The organism is Tardiphaga sp. 709, from assembly GCF_032401055.1.
In the GTDB taxonomy this organism is placed as follows: Bacteria; Pseudomonadota; Alphaproteobacteria; order Rhizobiales; family Xanthobacteraceae; genus Tardiphaga.
The window spans coordinates 4,602,143-4,621,879 of record NZ_CP135529.1 but is presented as its reverse complement, the minus strand read 5'-3'; the positions used below and the strand labels follow the sequence as shown (position 1 = coordinate 4,621,879).

The following is a 19,737-nucleotide window of genomic DNA, read 5'->3' as shown; positions in this document are numbered from 1 at the left end:
TCCATCAGGTCATCAGGCCAAGCGCATCTTCAAAAAAAGCCGGCCCACCGAAATTGCCGGACTTCAGCGCCAGCAGCATCTGGCGCTCCGCCGCACCGACCGCGCGCAACACCGGCACACCGGCGGCGATTTCCGCACCGACCAGAAAACCCGGAATGCCCAAACGATCCACGACAGCGCCGGATGTCTCGCCGCCAGCCACGACGAGCCGTTGTACGCCGGCGCGGACGAGACCTTCAGCGAGATCAGCCATCGCCTGCTCGATGGCATGCCCCGCGGCATCGCGGCCATGGCGCTTTTGCAGCGCCGTCACCTGATCCGGCGTCGAACTGCTGGCGATCAGGACCGGGCCCTTACCCAACCGTTCCTTCGCCCAACCGAGCGCGCGCTGCACTTCCGCGCCACCGGCAATCACCTGTTCGGGATCGAGACGCAGCACCGGCATCACCTGTTCGGCGCGCGCGATCTGCTGTAGCGTCGCCTGCGAACAACTGCCGGCCAGACAGGCTGCAGCGCCACCCACGGGCGTATCCTTGATCGAGGTCGCCGCATTCGCCTTGACGCGCCCTGACGCGACCAGTGCACGCGCGAGACCAAGCCCCATGCCGGATGCACCGACAGAGACGCGATGACCGAGGGCGACCGCACCGATGGTTTCCAGATCGCTGGCAAATACGGCGTCGATGATCGCCGCGCCAAAGCCATTCTCCGACAGTCCATCGAGATGCGTCCGCACCACGTCGGCGCCACAGGCGACAACTCCGAGATCGACCAGCCCGATATTTGTCGCGCTCTGCCGCGCCAGCACACGGACGAGATTGGAGTCGTGCATCGGATTGAGCGGGTGATCCTTCAGCGGGCTCTCGTTCAACGGCACGGAGCCAACGAACAGATTGCCCTGATAGACCGTACGGCCGGTCTCGGGGAATGCCGGCGTCACCAGCACGATATTGTCACCGGAATCGATCCGCAACGCGTCCATCACCGGGCCGATATTGCCGGCATCGGTGGAGTCGAATGTCGAGCAGATCTTGAACAGCACATGATCCGCGCCGCGGCTGCGCATCCATTTTTCGGCGGCGCGCGATTTCTCGACCGCCCTGCTGGCCGCGATCGAGCGACTCTTCAACGACACGACAACGGCATCGACGTCCGGCAGGTGCAGATCATCAGCGGGAATGCCGATGGTCTGCACCGTGCGCAGACCGCAGCGGGTCAGCGTGTTGGCCAGGTCGGACGCACCAGTGTAGTCGTCAGCGATGCAGCCCAGCGCCAGCGTCATGCTTTCACTCCGGCATAGGGCTTGAACCAGCCAAGTCCTGCGACCGTGTCGCCAGCCGGGCGATATTCGCAGCCGACATAATTGTCGTAGCCGATCCGATCGAGTTCATCGAACAGGAACGGATAGTTCAGTTCCTCGCCGGACGGCTCGTTGCGCGACGGCACGCTGGCGATCTGGATATGCCCGATCCACGGCAACATCTCGCGCAGCCGCATGGTGACGTCACCGTGCATGATCTGGCAGTGATAGATATCGAACTGCAGCCCAAGATTCGGAATCTTCATGTCAGCGATGATGTCGCGCGCAAACATGAAGTCGTTGAGAAAATAACCGGGCACGTCGCGCGGGTTGATCGGCTCAATGACCACGTCGACGCCATGTTCGCCGAGAAAGTTCGCAGCCCATTCAACGGATTTGCGGAAGGCCGCCACGGCCTTCGGATCCTTGCGATCGGCGAGACCCGCCATCATGTGCAGGCGGCGAACATTGGTGGCCAGAGCATAGGGAAGCGCCGTGTGAATGCTCTGCCGAAGCTCATCGAACTTGTCGGGGCGAGCGGCAAATCCCTTTTCGCCGGCATTCCAGTCGCCCGGCGGCAGATTGAACAGCACCTGCTTGAGTCCGTTGCGCTCCAGCCCCTCGGCAATCGCCTCCGGCGGATGCTCATAGGGAAACAGGAATTCCACCGCCGTGAAGCCGGCCTTCGCCGCCGCATCGAAGCGATCGAGGAATGCGTGTTCGTTGAACATCATGCTGAGATTGGCGGCGAAGCGGGGCATCGATCGTCCTCGTGTTTTTAATTCGACTCGCCCGGCAGCTTGGTACCGGTGACCTTGGCATACATCCGCGCCACCGACGCATCGTCGTCCCGGCCCATGCCTGACGCCGAGGTCATCAGAAACATCTGCAAAGCCGCAGCGGAGACCGGCACCGGGAATTTCGCTGTACGCGCCATGTCCTGGATGATGCCAAGATCCTTGACGAAGATATCGACCGCGCTGCGCGGCGTGTAATCGCCATCGAGCACATGCGGCATGCGGTTCTCGAACATCCAGGAGTTGCCGGCGGAGGCGGTGATGACCTCGTAGACCTTGCGGATATCCAGACCCTGCTTGGCGGCAAACGCGATGGCTTCCGAGGCGGCAGCGATATGTACGCCTGCGAGGAGCTGGTTGATCATCTTGAAAGCGGCGCCCTGCCCGGCGGCATCGCCGAGTTCATAGAGCTTGGCCGCCATCGCATCGAGCGCCGGCCGGGCCTTGGCAAAGGCAGGCTCGCTGCCGGAGGCAAGAATGGTGAGTTCGCCCTGCGCCGCGCGCTGTGCACCGCCGGAGATCGGGGCATCGAGGTAATGCCGGCCGGTGGCTTCGAGATCCCCAGCGAGGCGGCGGGCGACATCTGGATCCATTGTCGCGGACGATACGAATACCGCGCCTTTCGGCAGCGTTTCGGCAACGCCATCCGTCCCGAACAGGATGGTCGCCGTCTGCGCGGCATTGACGACGACGCTGATGACGATATCCGCGCCCTGTGCAGCGCCGGCCGGGGTATCAGCGCCCTGCCCTCCGTCAGCCACGAAGCGCTTCACCGCATCCGCCGAGACGTCGCAGCCGGTCACCGTGAAGCCGGCCTTCTTGAGCGACAGGGCCATGCCATAGCCCATCGACCCCAGACCAATAACGGCGACGCTAGGTTTCTCAGAGCTTGGTTTTTCAGATGCAAGTGACATGCGGCAATTCCCTAGGGGTCCTCGATGGCCAGCTTCAGGCGGCCTTGCCTCTCGGTAACACGGCTTGGCCATCATGCCAAAGCGTGGGAAAAAGCATCACGAGGAAATGCCAAGAAAAGACCGAGGACATCCGGTGACTGACACAAAGCTGCGTGAAGATATCTGCCGACTCGGCCTCTCGCTGTTCGACCGTGGGCTGACGCCGGGCTCATCAGGCAATATCAGTGTGCGCTGCGATGATGGTGGCTGGCTCGTGAGCCCGACCAATGCGTCACTGGGCTCACTCGATCCGGCCCGGCTGTCGCGGCTCGACAGCAACGGCCGCCTCATATCTGGCGATGCGCCGACCAAAGAGGTTCCGCTGCATACGGCACTGTATGAGACCCGCAGCGCCGCCCGCGCCGTGGTGCATCTGCATTCGACCCATTCGGTGGCGGTGTCGATGCTGCCAGAGATCGATCCGCGCGCCGTGCTGCCGCCGATAACGCCCTATTACCTAATGAAATGCGGCGCGACGGCCCTGGTGCCCTATTATCGGCCCGGCGATCCGGCGGTCGCCGATGCCATCAAGGGCCTCGCCGGTAAATATTCATCCGTGCTGCTGGCCAATCACGGCCCGGTCGTGTCCGGCGACACGCTGGAGGCGGCGGTCTACGCCATCGAGGAACTCGAGGAAACCGCGAAACTCTATCTGCTGCTGCGCGGGCTCAACCCGCGTCATCTGTCACCAGAGCAGGTGAAGGATCTGGTGGCAACGTTCGGGCTGGTTCTGCCAGAACATGATGGGCATGGGCACTAGTCGCCCACGTCCTTCAACTTACAGCCCCAGATACGCCTTGCGCACATCCGGATTGGTCGCGATCTCCGACGCCTTGCCCTGCATCTGGACGCGACCGGTCTGCAGGATGTAGGCGCGGTCGGCGATCTCCAGCACTTCGGCCATGCGCTGCTCGACGATCAGCACGGTCATGCCGGTACTGCGGATCTTGACGACAGCCTGGAAGATTTCGTCGACCAGTTTCGGCATGATGCCCTGCGAGGGCTCATCAAGCATCAGCAGCCGCGGCCGGGTCATCAGCGCACGGCCGATGGCCAGCATCTGCTGCTCTCCGCCGGACAACGTTTCGGCGCGTTGCTCGAGCCGCTCCGACAAACGCGGGAACAGTTCGAACACCAGCTTCAACGGCTCGTCGCGGTCGGCCTTGCCACGATACATGTAGCTGCCGAGCCGGAGATTGTCGTGCACCGAAAGCCGTGGAAACAGCCGGCGGTTTTCCGGCACATAAGCAATGCCCCGCGCCGTGATGAGATGCTGCGCGATGCCGTTGATTTGCTCGCCGTCGAAGGTGACGGTGCCCGAACGCGGACGCTCGGCACCGGCGATGGTCTTGATCAGCGTCGACTTGCCGGCACCATTGGAGCCACAGACCGCGACGATCTCGCCCTTGGCGACGTCGATGGTGACATCCGAAATGGCGACCAGCCCCTGATAGGCGGTGGTGGCTTCACGCACCGACAGCATGACGATCCCCGAGATAAGCGCTGATGACTTCCGGATGCCGCACGACATCGGTGGGTTTGCCCTCGACAAGCTTCTTGCCGAGATTGAGCACGATGGCGCGGTCGACCAGCGGCATCACGATTTCCATGACGTGTTCGACCATCAGCACGGTGACGCCGGTCTCGCGGACCTTGCGCACCAATGCCACGCCGGACTGCGCCTCAAGCGGCGTGAGCCCGGTAAGACACTCGTCGAGCATCAGGAGCTTGGGCTCGGTGGCCAGCGCACGGGCGACTTCGAGGCGGCGCTTCTCCGACGGAATGAGATCGCGAGCGAGCTTGTCAGCGCGCGGGGCGAGGCCGCAGAACTCAAGCACCTCATGTGCCTTGCGCCGCGCATCGCGCATCTTGTCGTTGCGGATCAACGCACCGACGATGACGTTGTCAATGACGGTCATCGTCTCGAAACTCTTCACCACCTGGAACGTGCGCGCGATACCGAGCGCGCAGCGTTCTGCGGCGGGCAGCCTCGTGACATCCTTGCCATCGAACCAGATCGTTCCCTGCGTGGGCGGCAGCACGCCGGCGATCAGATTGAACAGCGTCGACTTGCCGGCGCCGTTCGGGCCAATGAGGCCGACGATCTCGCCGGCACCGACGGAAATCGACACGTCGCTATTGGCGATCAGGCCGCCGAAGCGCTGCCAGACGCCGCGGGTTTCAAGTAGAGGCGCGGTCATTGCGGCACTCCCTTCGACGCCGGACGGCGCGAGAACAGGCCAAGCAGGCCATCGGGCCGCGCCAGCGAGATCACGACGATCACTGTGCCATAGAGGATGAGATCGACGCCGCGGCCGGAGCCGCCGATGAAGGAGCGCGTCAGTTCGGTCATCGGGATCAGGATGACCGCGCCGAGCACGGGTCCCCATAGCGTACCGATACCACCCAGCACTGCCGGCAGTGCCATCAGCAGCGAGAACTGGAAGGTCATGACGCTTTCGGGGTCGATATAGGAAACGAACTGCGCGTAGAACGCGCCGCCGATCGCGGTGAGGAAGGCCGAGACCGCCGCTGCGCCCATCTTGGAATTGAACACCACGACGCCGAGGCTTTCGGCCGCATCGGGATTGTCCTTCACCGCGCGCCACCAGAAGCCCCATTTGGAGTCTTCCAGCCACCAGGTGATGAACCAGGCGACGCAGCAGAACACGAGGGCGAAGTAATAGAAGGGCAGCTTGCTGCGCGTGAACTGGAACTTGGCCCAGCTATCGCCGCGCACGGGAATGTCGATGCCGAGCGCCGCACCGGCATAGTCCCAATTGTGGAACAGCAAGAAGCCAATTTCGGCGATGACGATGGTGGCGATGACGAAATAATGGCCGCGCAGGCGGAAGGTCGGATAGCCCAAGGCGAGCGCGATCAGCGCGGAGATGATGCCACCGCCGAGCATGCCGAACCACGGCAGCACGCCGAATTTGGTGAACAGCAGTGCCGTCGTATAGGCGCCGAGGCCGAAATACAGCGCGTGGCCGAGCGAGATCTGGCCGCAATAGCCGCCAAGGATGTTCCAGGCCTGCGACAGCGCCGCATACATCAGGGTCAGCACCATGATGTTCTGGACATAGACGTCCTTGACGAAGAACGGCACGCAGGCGGCGATGGCCGCAAGCACGGCGGCGAGAATGAGGTCGCGGCGGCGACGCTGGGTAAAACTGTCCATCAGATCGATCCGAACAGGCCGCGGGGCCGGACAAAGACTACGAGGAGATAGACGGCGTAGATGCCGACCGATTTGAGCGACGGCGGCAGGATCATCGCCGTGGTCGCCTCGACCAGACCGACGATGATGCCGCCCGCGAACGCGCCGAACACGCTGCCAAAGCCGCCAAGCGCCACGGTGACATAAGCGATCAGCGCGAAGGACGCGCCAACGTCGGGATAGATGTAGAAGAAGATCGCCATCACGCCGCCGGCGAGACCGATCAGCGCGGAACCGAGGCCCCAGCCGAGGGCGAACACCTTGTTCTTGTCGATGCCGACCAGCGCCACGGCACCGGCATCCTCACGGGTCGCTTCAAGCGCGCGACCGAAGTCGGTCTTCTTCATGAAGAAGTAGAGCGCGCCGAAGGCAGCGATCGAGATCAATGCGCCAACGAGCTGCGGCACCGGCAGGAACACGCCGAAGATCGAGATGGTCTTGCCGCCAAGCAGCGACGCGGGGATGCTGCGATAATCCGGGGTGAAGAAGAACTGCGCGAGACCGCGCATCAGAATGGCGAGGCCGAAGGTTGCGAAGATCTGCACCATGCCGATATTGGCCTTGGCCCGCATCGCGAAGCGTATGATCACGAGATAGATCACCGCGCCGAACACGAACATGCCGGCGGCCACCAGCGGGATCGACAGCAGTGGGTCGACCGCCCAGAACATGAACAGGAAGAAGGTGAGATACATCGCCAACATCAGGAATTCGCCATGGGCGAAGTTGGTGACGTCCATCAACCCGAAGATCAGCGCGAGGCCGACCGCGAGCAGGCCGTAGAGCAGCCCCATCAGCAATCCGCTGGCAAGGCTCTGGATGATGGTCGCGGCGGTCACGAAGTAATCCTCTCTGTCCGTCGTCCCCGCCTAGCACGCCGTAGGCGTGCGCGGAGCGGGGACCCATAACCACCGACATCACAACTGGGCGATGCCGGTCAGACCAGGTGCAAACCAATCCTTCGGAGGATATGGATCCCCGCCTTCGCGGGGATGACACCGGAGTGTGGTGACGTCGTCGAGTCCGACGACGCCGCTACATGCGTTTAGAGAACACGCCTTACGGCATCGGCCAGATCGCATCCGCCACGGCGGCCTGCGGCGGGAAGATGGTGACGAACTTGCCACCGTTATACTGCAGCAGCACCGGGTCGGCGTTGTTGTTCTGGCCCATCTCGTCGAACTTGACCTTCGCCCACGGCATGATCGTGCTCTCACCCGGCATGTCGGTGGCGACCAGCGCTTCGCGGATTTTCTCGCCATCGGTGGACTTGGCACGATTGATGGCGTCGGCCATCACGATAAGGCCCATAAACTGGCGCGAGGAGTAGTCGTTGAAGTCCTTACCGGACTTCTCCTTGAACATGTCGTTGATCTTGCCAACCATCGGACGCTTGGCGGCGAGATCGAGCGAGAACGAACCGCGCGAGATGACGCCCGGAATCTTGTCGCCGACAGCGTCATACAGCGCCTTCTCGGAGAAGCCGGCGTCCTGTGCGACGATGTTCTTGGCCTTGTAGCCGAGTTCGCCCATGGTCTTGATGAGCAGGATGCCATCGGTCGTGTAGCTCGACGGCATCAGCACGTCGGCATTGGCAGCCTTGAGCTGCTGCACTTCGGCAGTGAGTGACGGCGAATTGGCGCGATACTTGATGTCCGCGACGATCTTGTAACCACGGTCGGCAGCGAGCTTGAGCTGCGCATTCGCCGAGTCGGTGCCGAAGATAGTGTCTTCATGGAACAGCGCCAGCGTCTCGATCTTCTGGCCTTTTTTCTTCAGCGCATCGAAGAAATCGAACATCGCCGTCGAAAACATTTCGTCATGCGGAGCGGCGCGGAAGTAATATTTCAAACCGCGGCGATGCAGGCTTGGCGACGAGTTGTCGGCCGACAGGAACGGGATCTGGTAGCGTTCACAGATCTGGCTGACGGTGACGGCGACGGCGCTCTGATAGGTGCCGACGATGGCCGAAACCTTCTCCTGGGTAATGAGACGCTCGGCTTCAGCGCGGCCCTTCTGCGGATCAGCCTGATGGTCGGCGAATACGAGACGCACCTTGGCGCCGCCGAGACCGGTGAAGCCTTCACCCTTCGCCATCGGCAATGCGAAATCGTAATCCTTGTTGATGATGTCGGCAGCCGTTTCGAAAGCCTTCTGCGCGTCGACGCCGATCTGCGCGCTGGCGCCGGACAGCGGATAAATCACGCCGATCACAACTTCCTTGACCTGCGCGCGCGCGGGCTTGGCGAGAGGCAGCAGCGCGGCGGAAGCGGCGCCTCCAAGCAATACGTTTCGGCGAGAAATCGTCATGTCTTTGTCCTTTGTGACCGGCGGCTATCGATGAAACTAATCAAGGTTACGGTAAAGCCCGAAAGATCGGCAAGCTGCTTCTTATAAAACAGCCAAATGCTTATTCTTCAGGTCCGTGACGAGCATGACACCCGGCGCATGCGTAATCGCGAACGGCACGCGCGCTGCAGCAATGACGGCTTGCGGCGTCACGCCACAGGCCCAGAACACCGGGATCTCATCATCATTGATGCGTACCGCATCGCCGTAATCGGGCTTGTTGATGTCCTTGATGCCGATCGACTGCGGCAGGCCCAGATGGACCGGCGCGCCGTGCACCGACGGAAAGCGCGAGGTGATCTGCACGGCGCGGATCGCATCGGCGGGCTTCAGCGGCCGCATCGAGACCACCATCGGGCCGGCGAATGGACCCGCGGACTTGCATGGGATGTTGGTGCGATACATCGGCACCAGAACATCCTGCTCGATATGACGGATCGGCAGGTCATCGGCCATCATCGCTTCTTCGAACGAATACGAACATCCGATGACGAAAGACACGAGATCGTCACGCCAGTACTTGGTCACGTCGTAGGGTCGATCGATCGCCTCGCCGTCCTTCCAGACGACATATTGCGGAATGTCAGTCCGGATATCGAGGTCGAGACCGAGAGCGGGAATGCTGGGACTGCCCACATCCGACATGCCGATGATCGGGCACGGCTTCGGATTGAGCTGGCAGAAGCGATGAAAGGCCGCGGCCTGGGCTTCCGGCAAGATGACCAGATTTCCCTGGACGTATCCGGGAGCGACGCCAGCGGTGCTGCCATATTTGCCGGCGCGATATTCGCGGCGGGCGACCGCGCTGGGCAAATTCGAGGATCGATCGTCGCTTTGCTGCGCTGCCGAAGAAATAGCCATCTTGGTGTCCTGCCTAATTCTGCCTCGACACGCACTGAAACTCAGGGCTAGTATAATGTCTAATCGTTGTTTTTAATCAACATACATAAATTCTACTTATCGAAAGCCGGGTCGTATCCATGGCGGACTTCAAGGCGCTGGAGACCTTTCTCTGGGTAGTCAATCTCGGCAGCTTCCGCGGCGCCGCCCAGAAGCTCAACACCACGCAGCCGGCGATCTCCCAACGCATCGCGCAACTTGAGCACGAGATGGGTGTCCGGCTTCTGCAGCGTGACCGCCGTATCGCCTCGCCGACGCCGGCCGGACGGCAGATGCTGGTCTATGCCGAAAAGCTGATCGGTCTGCGCTCGGAGATGATGGCGGCGGTTGGCGATCGCTCGGCAATGCGCGGCGTGCTGCGGCTCGGCGTCGCCGAAACCATCGTCCACACTTTGCTGACGCGGCTGATCAAGCACGTCAACATCTCGTATCCGAACCTGTCGCTCGAAATCGAGGTCGATATCACGCCGAACCTGAACGCGCGGTTGCAGGCACAGGAGATCGATCTCGCTTTCGTGCTCGGACCGCTTTCGACATCCAACGTTCGCAATCGTGTGCTGTGCGACTACCCCGTCGGCTTTCTCGCCAGCCCCTCACTCGGGCTCGGCAACGATCCGCTCTCGATCCATGACCTTGCGAAATTTCCCATCATCACCTTCTCGCGCAAGACCCGGCCCTACGAGATCGCGCGTTCGCTGTTCAACCGGCCCGACCTGCCACCGATCCGGCTGCACGCCAGCGCGTCGCTGTCCACCGTGATGCACATGGCGATTGAGGGGTTGGGCATCGCACTGATCCCGACGGCCATCATCGAGAACGAACTCGCGGACGGACGCCTGCAATTGCTCAATACCAATCTGCAGCTCCAGCCGCTGACGTTTTCGGCAAGCTGGCTCGCGTCACCCGACACGGCCGCGATCGAACTCGTCGCAGGCATTGCTGCGCAACTGGCGCAGAACAGCCCATTGGTTGACGTGCCGGCATCATCGGGTCATTGAAAAGCAGGCCTCTTCAACACAAATTTTCGGGACAGACCGCATGACCAAGCTTGGCGACAACCTCAAAATCGATTCCGCGCGGCTCTGGGACACGATCAACGAGACAGCGAAATTCGGCGGCACACCGAAGGGCGGCGTGCGGCGTCTGACGCTCGGGCCTGAGGACAAGCTCGTCCGCAACTGGTTTCGCAAAGCCTGTGAGGATGCCGGCCTGGAGGTGCATGTCGACGCGCTCGGCTCGATGTTCGCCCTGCGCAAGGGCCGCGACATGTCGAAAGCGCCGATCGGCATCGGCTCGCATCTCGACACCCAGCCGACCGGCGGCAAGTTCGACGGCATTCTCGGCGTGCTCGGCGCACTCGAAGTCGTGCGCACGCTGAACGATGCCGGCATCGAAACCGAGATGCCGATCTGCATCGCCAACTGGACCAACGAGGAAGGCTCGCGCTTTGCGCCGGCGATGATGGCCTCCGCCGCCTATGTCGGCGACTTCACCACCGACGACATTCTATCGCGCAAGGACATCGCGGGCGTCACCGTCGGCGAAGCGCTCGACGAGATTGGCTATCGCGGCGACGTTGCGGTCGGCACGCAGAAATTCTCGGGCTTCGTCGAACTGCATATCGAGCAGGGCCCGATCCTGGAGGCCGAAAGCAAGACCATCGGCGTAGTCGATTCCGGCCAGGGCGTGCTGTGGTTCGACGGCAAGATCACCGGCTTCGAGAGCCATGCCGGCTCGACCCCGATGCCGCTGCGCAAGGATGCGTTGGGCACGCTATCGGAGATCGTGCTGGCCACCGAGCGTGTCGTCAGCAATATCGGCGCGCTCGGCACCATCGGCGAAGCCGTGATCGCAAATCCGTCGCGCAATGTGATCCCCGGCGAGATCGCCTTCACCATGGATCTGCGCAGCGCCGACGCCGGCAAGCTGGACGCCATCGAGAAAGGCGTGCGCGATGCCATCAAGGAGATCGCCGCGCATCGCAAGGTCGACGTCGCTTTCGACAAGGTCTGGCACAAGCCGCCGACGCACTTCAACAAGGACTTCGTCAATGCGGTCGAGACCGCTGCGACGTCGCTTGGCTACTCGCACCGTCGCATCACCTCGGGTGCCGGCCACGACGCCTGCAACCTCAACAACATCATGCCGACCGCGATGGTGTTCATTCCGAGCAAGGATGGCATCAGCCACAACGAGCTCGAAAGTTCGACGCAGGAAGATTGCGCCGCCGGTGCAAATGTATTGATGCATACGGTGCTGGCGCTCGCCGGCGTGGCATCGAAGTAACGAAAACAGACAGGGGATAGTGATGCGGGGTGTATTCGTCGATGCCAGCGAAGAACTGGCAAAGATTCTGGAACGGCTGACGCAGCCGGGCGACATCGCGGTAAAGATCAATCGCGATGAGGACGTCAAGTCGGCCGATTTGCCCAAGGTGCTGGACGGCGCCGAGATCGCGATCGTCGATCACACTTATCTTCCAACCGATGTGGCCAAGCAGTGCGCAGGCCTGAAGCATGTCGTGTTTCTCGGCACCGGCGCGCGCAGCTATATGCATATCGAGGAGCTTGCCGCGCTGGGGATCGAGGTGCATCTGATCCGCGGTTACGGCGACACCGCCGTCGCCGAATGTGCCATCGCGCATATGTGGGCTGCCGCGCGCGGCCTTGCCCAGCAAGACCGTGAAATGCGGGCCGGCAACTGGTTGCGCGATGAAGGCATGGAACTGACCGGCAAGACAATCGGCCTGATCGGCTTCGGCGGCATCGCCGCGGAAGTCGCGCGCATCACGCTCGGCTCGGGTATGAAGGTGATTGCATGGAATCGCTCGCCGAAGTCCCATCCCGGTGTGGAATTCACCGACATGGAGACAGTGCTGGCCAAGAGCGACGTCATCTCGATCCATCTGCTGTTGAACGACGAGACCCGCGGCATGATCACCCGCGAGCGCATCGGCCAGATGAAGAAGGGCGCGATCCTCGTCAACACCGCGCGCGGCGCGGTGGTCGATGAAGCCGCGATGATCGACGCGCTGCGCTCCGGCCATCTGCGCCATGCCGGTCTCGACGTTTTCGACATCGAGCCGTTGCCGGCAGGCCATGTGCTGACGACGATCCCGAATGTGACGCTGTCGGCACATTCGGCGTTCCGCACGCCCGAGGCGAGCGTGAATTTGATCACAGCGGCGTGGAAGCATTGCCGAAGGATTGCAGCTTAAGCGCTGCGAACTCCCAAAATAAAAATGCCCGGCTCAAAGCCGGGCATTTTTGTAGATGCGCAAGAAGCAGAATTACTCCACCATCTCCGCGACAGCCTTGCCGCAAGCGCCTGTATCGGCCTGACCGCCAAGATCGCGCGTCCGCAGAGTACGCTCACCGAGCGTCCGCTCGATCGCCTTGACGATCGAATCCGCCGCAGCCTTCTCGCCGAGATGTTCCAGCATCATCGCGCCGGACCAGATCATGCCGATCGGATTCGCAATGCCCTGCCCGGCAATATCCGGCGCCGAGCCGTGCACCGGCTCGAACACCGACGGGAAATCGCCGGTCGGATTGATGTTGCCGGAAGGTGCGATGCCGATGGTGCCTGTGCAGGCCGGGCCCAGATCCGAAAGGATGTCGCCGAACAGATTGGACGCAACCACGACGTCGAACCAGTCCGGATGCATCACGAAATTCGCGGTGAGAATGTCGATGTGATACTGGTCCCACTTCACGTCGGGATAGTTGGCGCCCATCGCTTTCACGCGCTCGTCCCAATAGGGCATCGTGATCGCGATGCCGTTGGACTTGGTCGCCGAGGTCAGATGCTTCTTCGGCCGCGACTGCGCGAGGTCGAACGCGAACTTCAGGATGCGGTCGACACCAGTGCGGGTCATCACCGTCTGCTGGGTAACGAATTCACGGTCGGTGTCCGGGAACATGCGGCCGCCCACGGATGAATATTCACCCTCGGTATTCTCGCGCACCACCCAGAAGTCGATATCGCCTGGCTTGCGGCCGACCAGCGGACAGGGCACGCCGGGCATCAGGCGCACCGGGCGCAGATTGACGTATTGATCGAATTCGCGGCGGAACTTGATCAGCGAGCCCCACAACGAAATGTGATCCGGAATCTTTGCCGGCAGGCCGACGGCGCCGAAATAGATCGCATCATGCTTGCCGATCTGCGCCTTCCAGTCGTCCGGCATCATCTGGCCGTGCTTCTCGTAATAGTCGTAAGACGAGAAGTCGTAATGATCAAAATGCACCTTCACGCGATGCTTTTTCGCTGCCGCTTCAAGGACGCGCAGGCCTTCCGGCATGACTTCCTTGCCGATGCCGTCGCCGGGGATGACCGCGATCCGATATTCTTTTTGTGCGCTCACGTGGGTTTCCTTCGCCAGTAATTCTGCCTGCAGATGTGGACCAAAGCCGGCCTGCGATCAACGCTGCACTGCAATGTTGACCGGTTTTGCCGCAGGGGCCTAACTCTGTCGCAGACACTCCCTTCTGCAATCCAGAGGCATTCCATGGATCTTCATTTGCGCGGCAAGCGCGTCCTGATCACGGGCGCATCCAAGGGTATCGGCGCGGCGGCCGCGGAAGCGTTTGCCGAAGAAGGCTGCGATCTCCGCCTCGCGGCCCGCAATGTGGAGCAGATGCAAACCTTGGCAGACCGGCTGCGGTCCAGCCATCAGATCGATGTCGCCGTGCATGGCGTCGATCTGCGCAAGCCGGACGATCTGGCCGCGCTGGCGGCCGCAACTGGCGATATCGACATCCTCGTCAACAATGCTGGCGATATCCCCGGCGGATCGCTCGACAAGATCGACGAGCCGACCTGGCGCCATGCCTGGGACCTCAAAGTGTTCGGCTTCATCAATCTCACGCGGCTCGTCTATGCACAGATGAAGGCGCGCGGTCATGGCGTGATCGTCAACGATATCGGCGCGGCCGGCGAGAAATTCGATGCCAATTACATCTGTGGCAGCGCCGGCAACGCCGCACTTATGGCGTTTACGCGGGCGCTGGGCGGCAAGAGCCTGAAGGACAATATCCGCGTCGTTGGCATCAATCCCGGCCCGGTTGAGACCGAGCGCCACATCACGCTGATGAAGACCCGCGCCAAAGCGCAATTCGGGGACGAGAACCGTTTCCGGGAATTGCAACAGGGCCTGCCGCTCGGCCGCGCCGCGAAACCACGCGAGATCGCCGACATGATGACGTTTCTGGCGTCAGATCGCGCGGGCTATACGACCGGCGTGATCTACACGGTGGATGGTGGCTACAGCGCAGGCTGGGGCAGCTAGTCGCTTTTCCTAACCTCTCCCCGCTCGCGGGGAGAGGTCGGAGCACGAGCGGCAGCGAGTGATCCGGGTGAGGGGGAGCCAGTGTTTCACTCGCTGGCTCCCCCTCACCCGTCGCGGACTTCGTCCGCGCCCCCTCTCCCCGCAGGCGGGGAGAGGGAAAAGCGCGCTAGCTCAGCGCGCCGGCATGCACCCACCACAGCGGGTGGGCGAGTTGAATGGCACCGGCCGCGCGCTGCGCGTCGGTGTCGTTGCCAAACAGCGCAAAACAGGTCGCGCCCGAACCCGACATGCGGGCCAACCGAACACCTTCAGCGTCGCGCAAGGCCGACAGCACCGTGTTGATGACAGGCTCGACCTTCAATGCGGGCGCTTCGAGATCGTTGGTTCCGGCATTGAGCGCATCGATCCAGGCATCGAGCGAACCGTCTTCATTCGGCCAGGTGGCCCGTTTCAACACGTCCTTGACGCCGACACGGAGTTCGCCGTTCTTCAGGCCGAGCTCCTTGAACACATCCTTGGTGGCCACCGGCACGCGCGGATTGACCATCACGCAGGGCAAACGCGGAATGCTGAGCGGCAGCAGGTTTTCGCCCACACCCGTCATCACGCAGGCGTGCGACGGCACGCAAACCGGCACATCGGCGCCGGTCAGGCGCGCCACTTCGAGCACGCGGGGATCGTCCATTTCGAGATTGTTGGCGCGCACCAAGAGGCGGAGCGCTGCGGCAGCATCCGCCGACCCGCCGCCAATGCCGGCGGCAACCGGCAAGTGCTTGTCGAGTGCAAAGCGCCCGAATGTAAGACCCTCGACGCGCTCGCCGAGCAGCCGGGCGGCCTTGATCACGAGATTATCGGCGGTGTCGCCGCATTCCTGCGCGCGCGGACCGGTAGCGGTCAGCGACAGATCGCCGCCCGCATCGAGCGTCAATCTATCGGCGCAATCGGCAAAGGCCACGACGCTTTCGAGATCATGATAGCCGTCAACTCGACGGCCGATGACGCGCAGGGTCAGATTGACCTTGGCGCGCGCATCTTCTTCGAGAACCGGGCTCGTTGAACCGGTCGTGCCCCCAACCATGGAATTAGCCGCCTTTGCCGTCTTCTTTTTTCTTGTCGTTGGACGCGGCCGAAGACGAAGGTTCGTCCGACAGACCGTTTTCCATCTTGGCTTCGATCTTCGGAATCTCTTCGGCTTCCGGCTTCAGATCCTTGGCGTGCTGCCACTGGAACTTGGCTTCCAGCTTGCGACCGACGCGCCAATAGGCGTCGCCGAGATGGTCGTTGATGGTCGGATCTTCCGGCTTCAGATCGATGGCGCGTTCGAGCTGCTTCACGGCGTCGTCAAAATTGCCAATGCGATAATAGGCCCAGCCGAGGGAGTCGACGATGTAGCCATCATCCGGACGCTGATCGACGGCACGCTTGATCATTTTCATGGCGTCGTCGAGGTTGATGCCCTGATCAATCCAGGAATAGCCGAGATAGTTCAGCACATGCGGCTGCTCGGGCTGCAATTCCAGCGCCTTGCGCATATCGACTTCAGCCTTGGCCCACTGCTTGGAACGCTCCAGGCAGATGCCGCGGAAGTAGAAATACACCCAGTTCGGCTTGTCCTGGTTGGCGGCGATGACATCGATGCCCTTGGTATAGGTTTCGGAGCAATCGGCGAATTTCTTGCGACCGCGCTCGATATTACCGAGCGCCATAATGGCTTCGAGATCCCGGGGATCGTCGGCGACAACGCCCTTGAGAATCTTGATGCCTTCATCGCTGCGATCAGCCGCATCGAGATCGGTGGCCTGCTGGATCTGCGCATTGCGCTTCAGCGCGGAATTGGCGGGCACGCGCTCATAGACCTTGATGGCCATCTGCGGCTTCTTCACCGACTCATAGAGGTCGGCGAGCGACAGCAGCGCCAGCGAGTGATCCGGCTTGAGGTAAAGCGAGAGCTGCAGATAGACCAGCGCGAGGTCTTCACCGCCGCGACGGGTCAGCGATGCGCCGATGCCATAGAGCGCTTCAGCAGCGCCAGCCTGCGGGCTGTCGACCAGCGGTGCCAGTTTCTTGCCGGCCTTGGTGTCGCGGATACCTTCCAGCACCAGCGGGTGACGGGCGAGCTTCTTGTTGAAGGTCTCGTAGATGCCGAGCGCCGCGGCATCGTCCTTGTTACGCGACGTCCAGCGGCCATAGGCGTCGACCACGCGCAGCGCGGAGTCGTCGAGCTTGTAGGCACGCTCAAACCGGGCACCCGCATCCTTCTGCTTGTTGGCAAGATCGAGGATCAGGCCGGCATGCAGATCCTTGAAGATCGGATACCATTCCGGACCGGCCAGCTTGTCGATATTGGCAATCGCCGTCTTGCTCTCACCGGCGCCGTAGCCGGCCCAGGCCGACAGCAGCGTCGCCACGAGGTCGGTGATCGGGCCGCGCACCGACTGGTTGATATTGGTCTGCGCGGCAGCGTATTTCTTCAGCTTGAGATCCCGCACACCCACAACGAGACGGGCGACGCGGTTCGACTTGTCGATGGTCAGGATGCGATCGGCGAGCTTCACGGCCTCTTCGATATCGCCATCGGCGAGCGAGGAGATGAAAGCGCGATCGAGCAGTTCATTGTTCTTCGGATCGGTGCGTAGCGCAGAGCGGTAAAACGCCGCAGCCGAGGTGGCATCGCGCTCGACGCTGGCGTGGCGGGCGGCGAGATAGCTGCCGGCGGTGGTGAGCGACTTCAGATCGCGGGACGTGGGAAACTGGGCGGCCGAGCTATCGCCGGTATGATCCGGGGTTTGCGCCAGCAGCTGACCGGGCATCGCGAGGACGGCGACCGTGGCGGCAGCGAGCGTCAAACGATTGAAACGGATGGACAACATAGGGTTCGCCTAGCTCCAGGATTTACGGGCAGGATATCGAGCAAAATGCGAGCAGGACTGCAAGACAGGCTCGGATGCGCGGCCGACCCGGCAACGTAGCGCATGCCGACAATGCCGCGTTTGGCGGTCAATCGCAAGGATCGGGGGCGCGATCGCACCAATGGCACCTTGAAGCCTATCAGCAATTGGGCCGCCGAATTGCGCCACTGCCCCTGAAAACGCTCGCACTGTGGCGTTATCGTGACCTCCGGCCGGTGTGGCGGCCCGCCGACAGGCGCCGCCGCTCACACAATCGTAATCAGCGAACCGGTTACATCGCCTCGTAGTTCGGGCCGCCGCCACCTTCCGGCGGAACCCAAGTGATGTTGCCGTTCGGATCCTTGATGTCGCAGGTTTTACAGTGGACGCAATTCTGCGCATTGATCTGGAAACGCGGGCCGGTCGTTTCCTCGACCCATTCATAGACGCCTGCCGGGCAATAGCGATTTGACGGGCCGGCAAAGACGTCATGCTCGGACTTCTTCTGCAGCTCTATATCCGCAACCTTGAGGTGGATCGGCTGGTCTTCCTCGTGATTGGTATTCGACATGAACACCGAGGACAGGCGATCGAAGGTTAGCTTACCGTCCGGCTTCGGATAAGGGATCGGCTTGTATTCTTTCGCCGGCTTCAGCGTCTTGCGATCCGGCTTGGCGTGACTGAGCGTACCGAACAGCGAGAAGCCCAGCGTATTGCACCACATATCGAAACCGGCCAGCAGCATACCGATCCGGTTGCCAAATTTGGAAAGCAACGGCTTGACGTTGCGGACCTTGTGCAGGTCCTGACCAATCGCCGAACCGCGCCAACCAGTCTCGTATTCCGTTAGCTCGTCATTGGCGCGACCGGCGGCCAGCGCGGCTGACACCTGCTCCGCGGCCTGCATGCCGCTGGCCATCGCATTGTGCACGCCCTTGATGCGCGGCACATTGACGAAGCCTGCTGCGCAACCGATCAGCGCGCCGCCCGGGAAGACCAGCTTCGGCACCGACTGATAGCCACCTTCGGTGATCGCGCGCGAGCCATAGGCCAGGCGCTTGGCGCCGGCGAAGGTGTCGCGGATCATCGGATGGGTCTTCATCCGCTGAAATTCCTCGAACGGATACAGATACGGATTGTCGTAGTTCAAATGCACCACGAAGCCGACCGCAACAAGGTTGTCGTCGTAGTGGTACAGGAACGAACCACCGCCGGTGTTGTCGTCGAGCGGCCAGCCAAGCGTATGCTGGACCAGGCCCTTCTTGTGCTTGGCCGGATCGATCTGCCAGATTTCCTTAAGGCCGATGCCGAACTTGCCGGGCTCGCAATCCTTGTCGAGCGCGAACTTGGCGATGACCTGCTTGGTCAGCGAGCCACGCGCGCCTTCGGCGAACAGCGTGTACTTGCCCAGCAGTTCCATGCCGCGGGTGAATGAATCCTTCGGCTTGCCGTCGCGGCCGATGCCCATGTCGCCAGTGGCGATACCGCGCACCGCGCCATTGTCGTCGTACAGCGTCTCGGCGGCCGCAAAGCCCGGATAGATTTCGACCCCGAGCGCCTCAGCCTTGGCGCCGAGCCAGCGGCACACCATGCCGAGTGAGGTGATGTAGCAGTGATGATTGTTCATCAGCGGCGGATTGATGAAATTCGGCAAGCGGATGCCACCGGTCTCGCTGGTCAAGATGAACTGGTCGTCCTTGACCTGGGTCTTCAGCGGGCAGTCGGCGTCCTCGCGCCAGTCGGGAATCAGCTTGTCGAGGGAGACCGGATCGATCACCGCGCCGGATAGGATGTGCGCACCGACTTCGGAACCCTTTTCCACCACAACGATGGACAGGTCCGCATTGAGCTGTTTCAGCCGGATCGCGGCCGACAGACCGGAGGGCCCGGCACCGACGATGACGACGTCGAATTCCATGGACTCGCGCGGCGGAAGTTCTTCAGTGCTCATAATCTCGTCTCGGACCCGTTTCCAACCCGTTCAGAACGCTTCTAAGGGCTGTTGTTTCCGATTTTTGACGGAAGAACAACCACCTAAAT

Annotated in this window: 18 protein-coding genes; 5 read left to right on the top strand and 13 right to left on the bottom strand. The window is 61.9% G+C overall.

The annotated features are described in order from the left end of the window. Positions 1–4: 4 nt before the first annotated feature. The 3 genes from otnK to ltnD are packed head-to-tail and all read right to left on the bottom strand — an operon-like array spanning position 5 to position 3,011. A complete protein-coding gene (gene otnK, locus RSO67_RS22420) occupies positions 5–1,282 on the bottom strand; it encodes a 3-oxo-tetronate kinase (RefSeq protein WP_315840636.1) in 1,278 nt (425 codons plus the stop codon). Beyond that, complete coding sequence (otnI, locus tag RSO67_RS22415; RefSeq protein ID WP_315840635.1) at positions 1,279–2,061, bottom strand: 2-oxo-tetronate isomerase; 783 nt, start codon at positions 2,059–2,061, stop codon at positions 1,279–1,281. The genes otnK and otnI overlap by 4 nt, the downstream gene beginning before the upstream one ends. A gap of 17 nt (positions 2,062–2,078) precedes the next feature. Then, the gene (gene ltnD / locus RSO67_RS22410; RefSeq protein WP_315840634.1) at positions 2,079–3,011 is read right to left on the bottom strand and encodes an L-threonate dehydrogenase; all 933 of its coding nucleotides are present in this window, start codon (positions 3,009–3,011) and stop codon (positions 2,079–2,081) included. 133 nt (positions 3,012–3,144) lie between these two features. On the opposite strand from ltnD, the gene RSO67_RS22405 reads away from it, so the two are divergent. Then, on the top strand, positions 3,145–3,810 hold the full coding sequence (locus RSO67_RS22405; RefSeq protein WP_315840633.1) for an aldolase: 666 nt from the start codon (positions 3,145–3,147) through the stop codon (positions 3,808–3,810). A gap of 18 nt (positions 3,811–3,828) precedes the next feature. On the opposite strand, the gene RSO67_RS22400 is transcribed toward RSO67_RS22405, so the two are convergent. The 6 genes from RSO67_RS22400 to RSO67_RS22375 all read right to left on the bottom strand — a co-directional run bounded on the left by RSO67_RS22400 (position 3,829) and on the right by RSO67_RS22375 (position 9,480). Further along, entirely contained in the window at positions 3,829–4,533 is a 705-nt protein-coding gene (locus RSO67_RS22400; protein WP_315840632.1) for an ABC transporter ATP-binding protein, read from the bottom strand. After that, on the bottom strand, positions 4,517–5,251 hold the full coding sequence (locus tag RSO67_RS22395; protein ID WP_315840631.1) for an ABC transporter ATP-binding protein: 735 nt from the start codon (positions 5,249–5,251) through the stop codon (positions 4,517–4,519). The genes RSO67_RS22400 and RSO67_RS22395 overlap by 17 nt, the downstream gene beginning before the upstream one ends. Beyond that, a complete protein-coding gene (locus RSO67_RS22390; protein WP_315840630.1) occupies positions 5,248–6,231 on the bottom strand; it encodes a branched-chain amino acid ABC transporter permease in 984 nt (327 codons plus the stop codon). The genes RSO67_RS22395 and RSO67_RS22390 overlap by 4 nt, the downstream gene beginning before the upstream one ends. Continuing rightward, positions 6,231–7,064: a branched-chain amino acid ABC transporter permease gene (locus RSO67_RS22385; RefSeq protein ID WP_315844332.1), complete on the bottom strand. Its 834-nt coding sequence runs from the start codon at positions 7,062–7,064 to the stop codon at positions 6,231–6,233. The genes RSO67_RS22390 and RSO67_RS22385 overlap by 1 nt, the downstream gene beginning before the upstream one ends. 265 nt (positions 7,065–7,329) lie before the next feature. Beyond that, positions 7,330–8,580 (bottom strand): ABC transporter substrate-binding protein, encoded by a 1,251-nt coding sequence (locus RSO67_RS22380; protein ID WP_315840629.1) that lies wholly within the window; start codon positions 8,578–8,580, stop codon positions 7,330–7,332. A gap of 81 nt (positions 8,581–8,661) precedes the next feature. Then, positions 8,662–9,480, bottom strand: coding sequence for a putative hydro-lyase (locus tag RSO67_RS22375; protein ID WP_315840628.1), 819 nt, complete (start codon positions 9,478–9,480; stop codon positions 8,662–8,664). 119 nt (positions 9,481–9,599) lie between these two features. Between RSO67_RS22375 and RSO67_RS22370 the strand changes: the two genes are divergently transcribed. Genes RSO67_RS22370 through RSO67_RS22360 form a run of 3 tightly spaced genes read left to right on the top strand, consistent with a single transcriptional unit; the run spans position 9,600 to position 12,736 of the window. After that, a complete protein-coding gene (locus tag RSO67_RS22370) occupies positions 9,600–10,517 on the top strand; it encodes a LysR family transcriptional regulator (protein ID WP_315840627.1) in 918 nt (305 codons plus the stop codon). Positions 10,518–10,557: 40 nt separating this feature from the next. Then, positions 10,558–11,805, top strand: a complete 1,248-nt coding sequence (locus RSO67_RS22365; protein WP_315840626.1) for a Zn-dependent hydrolase — start codon at positions 10,558–10,560, stop codon at positions 11,803–11,805. A 22-nt stretch (positions 11,806–11,827) separates the two neighbouring features. Next, entirely contained in the window at positions 11,828–12,736 is a 909-nt protein-coding gene (locus RSO67_RS22360) for an NAD(P)-dependent oxidoreductase (protein WP_315840625.1), read from the top strand. Positions 12,737–12,808: 72 nt separating this feature from the next. Here the strand turns inward: RSO67_RS22360 and RSO67_RS22355 are convergent, their stop codons facing one another. Next, entirely contained in the window at positions 12,809–13,822 is a 1,014-nt protein-coding gene (locus RSO67_RS22355; RefSeq protein ID WP_244528412.1) for a tartrate dehydrogenase, read from the bottom strand. A gap of 207 nt (positions 13,823–14,029) precedes the next feature. Here RSO67_RS22355 and RSO67_RS22350 point away from each other — a divergent pair, with 207 nt between their 5' ends. Beyond that, the gene (locus RSO67_RS22350) at positions 14,030–14,809 is read left to right on the top strand and encodes an SDR family oxidoreductase (RefSeq protein ID WP_315840624.1); all 780 of its coding nucleotides are present in this window, start codon (positions 14,030–14,032) and stop codon (positions 14,807–14,809) included. 166 nt (positions 14,810–14,975) lie between these two features. Here RSO67_RS22350 and RSO67_RS22345 read toward each other — a convergent pair whose 3' ends face one another. The 3 genes from RSO67_RS22345 to RSO67_RS22335 form a co-directional block, all read right to left on the bottom strand. Further along, positions 14,976–15,887, bottom strand: a complete 912-nt coding sequence (locus RSO67_RS22345) for a 4-(cytidine 5'-diphospho)-2-C-methyl-D-erythritol kinase (protein ID WP_315840623.1) — start codon at positions 15,885–15,887, stop codon at positions 14,976–14,978. 4 nt (positions 15,888–15,891) lie between these two features. After that, positions 15,892–17,679, bottom strand: a complete 1,788-nt coding sequence (locus tag RSO67_RS22340; protein ID WP_315840622.1) for a tetratricopeptide repeat protein — start codon at positions 17,677–17,679, stop codon at positions 15,892–15,894. Positions 17,680–17,989: 310 nt separating this feature from the next. Then, positions 17,990–19,648: an electron transfer flavoprotein-ubiquinone oxidoreductase gene (locus tag RSO67_RS22335; RefSeq protein WP_315840621.1), complete on the bottom strand. Its 1,659-nt coding sequence runs from the start codon at positions 19,646–19,648 to the stop codon at positions 17,990–17,992. Between the last annotated feature and the right edge of the window lie 89 nt (positions 19,649–19,737).

Bases quoted from the DNA above. Each gene is read 5' to 3' on its own strand.
- RSO67_RS22335 (WP_315840621.1), bottom strand. From the start codon at position 19,648: ATGAGCACTGAAGAACTTCCGCCGCGCGAGTCCATGGAATTCGACGTC.
- ltnD (WP_315840634.1), bottom strand. From the start codon at position 3,011: ATGTCACTTGCATCTGAAAAACCAAGCTCTGAGAAACCTAGCGTCGCC.
- RSO67_RS22345 (WP_315840623.1), bottom strand. From the start codon at position 15,887: ATGGTTGGGGGCACGACCGGTTCAACGAGCCCGGTTCTCGAAGAAGAT.
- RSO67_RS22370 (WP_315840627.1), top strand. From the start codon at position 9,600: ATGGCGGACTTCAAGGCGCTGGAGACCTTTCTCTGGGTAGTCAATCTC.
- RSO67_RS22355 (WP_244528412.1), bottom strand. From the start codon at position 13,822: ATGCCGGAAGGCCTGCGCGTCCTTGAAGCGGCAGCGAAAAAGCATCGC.
- RSO67_RS22390 (WP_315840630.1), bottom strand. From the start codon at position 6,231: ATGGACAGTTTTACCCAGCGTCGCCGCCGCGACCTCATTCTCGCCGCC.
- RSO67_RS22375 (WP_315840628.1), bottom strand. From the start codon at position 9,480: ATGGCTATTTCTTCGGCAGCGCAGCAAAGCGACGATCGATCCTCGAAT.
- RSO67_RS22350 (WP_315840624.1), top strand. From the start codon at position 14,030: ATGGATCTTCATTTGCGCGGCAAGCGCGTCCTGATCACGGGCGCATCC.
- RSO67_RS22365 (WP_315840626.1), top strand. From the start codon at position 10,558: ATGACCAAGCTTGGCGACAACCTCAAAATCGATTCCGCGCGGCTCTGG.
- RSO67_RS22360 (WP_315840625.1), top strand. From the start codon at position 11,828: ATGCGGGGTGTATTCGTCGATGCCAGCGAAGAACTGGCAAAGATTCTG.
- otnK (WP_315840636.1), bottom strand. From the start codon at position 1,282: ATGACGCTGGCGCTGGGCTGCATCGCTGACGACTACACTGGTGCGTCC.
- RSO67_RS22340 (WP_315840622.1), bottom strand. From the start codon at position 17,679: ATGTTGTCCATCCGTTTCAATCGTTTGACGCTCGCTGCCGCCACGGTC.
- RSO67_RS22400 (WP_315840632.1), bottom strand. From the start codon at position 4,533: ATGCTGTCGGTGCGTGAAGCCACCACCGCCTATCAGGGGCTGGTCGCC.
- otnI (WP_315840635.1), bottom strand. From the start codon at position 2,061: ATGCCCCGCTTCGCCGCCAATCTCAGCATGATGTTCAACGAACACGCA.
- RSO67_RS22380 (WP_315840629.1), bottom strand. From the start codon at position 8,580: ATGACGATTTCTCGCCGAAACGTATTGCTTGGAGGCGCCGCTTCCGCC.
- RSO67_RS22385 (WP_315844332.1), bottom strand. From the start codon at position 7,064: ATGGGGCTGCTCTACGGCCTGCTCGCGGTCGGCCTCGCGCTGATCTTC.
- RSO67_RS22395 (WP_315840631.1), bottom strand. From the start codon at position 5,251: ATGACCGCGCCTCTACTTGAAACCCGCGGCGTCTGGCAGCGCTTCGGC.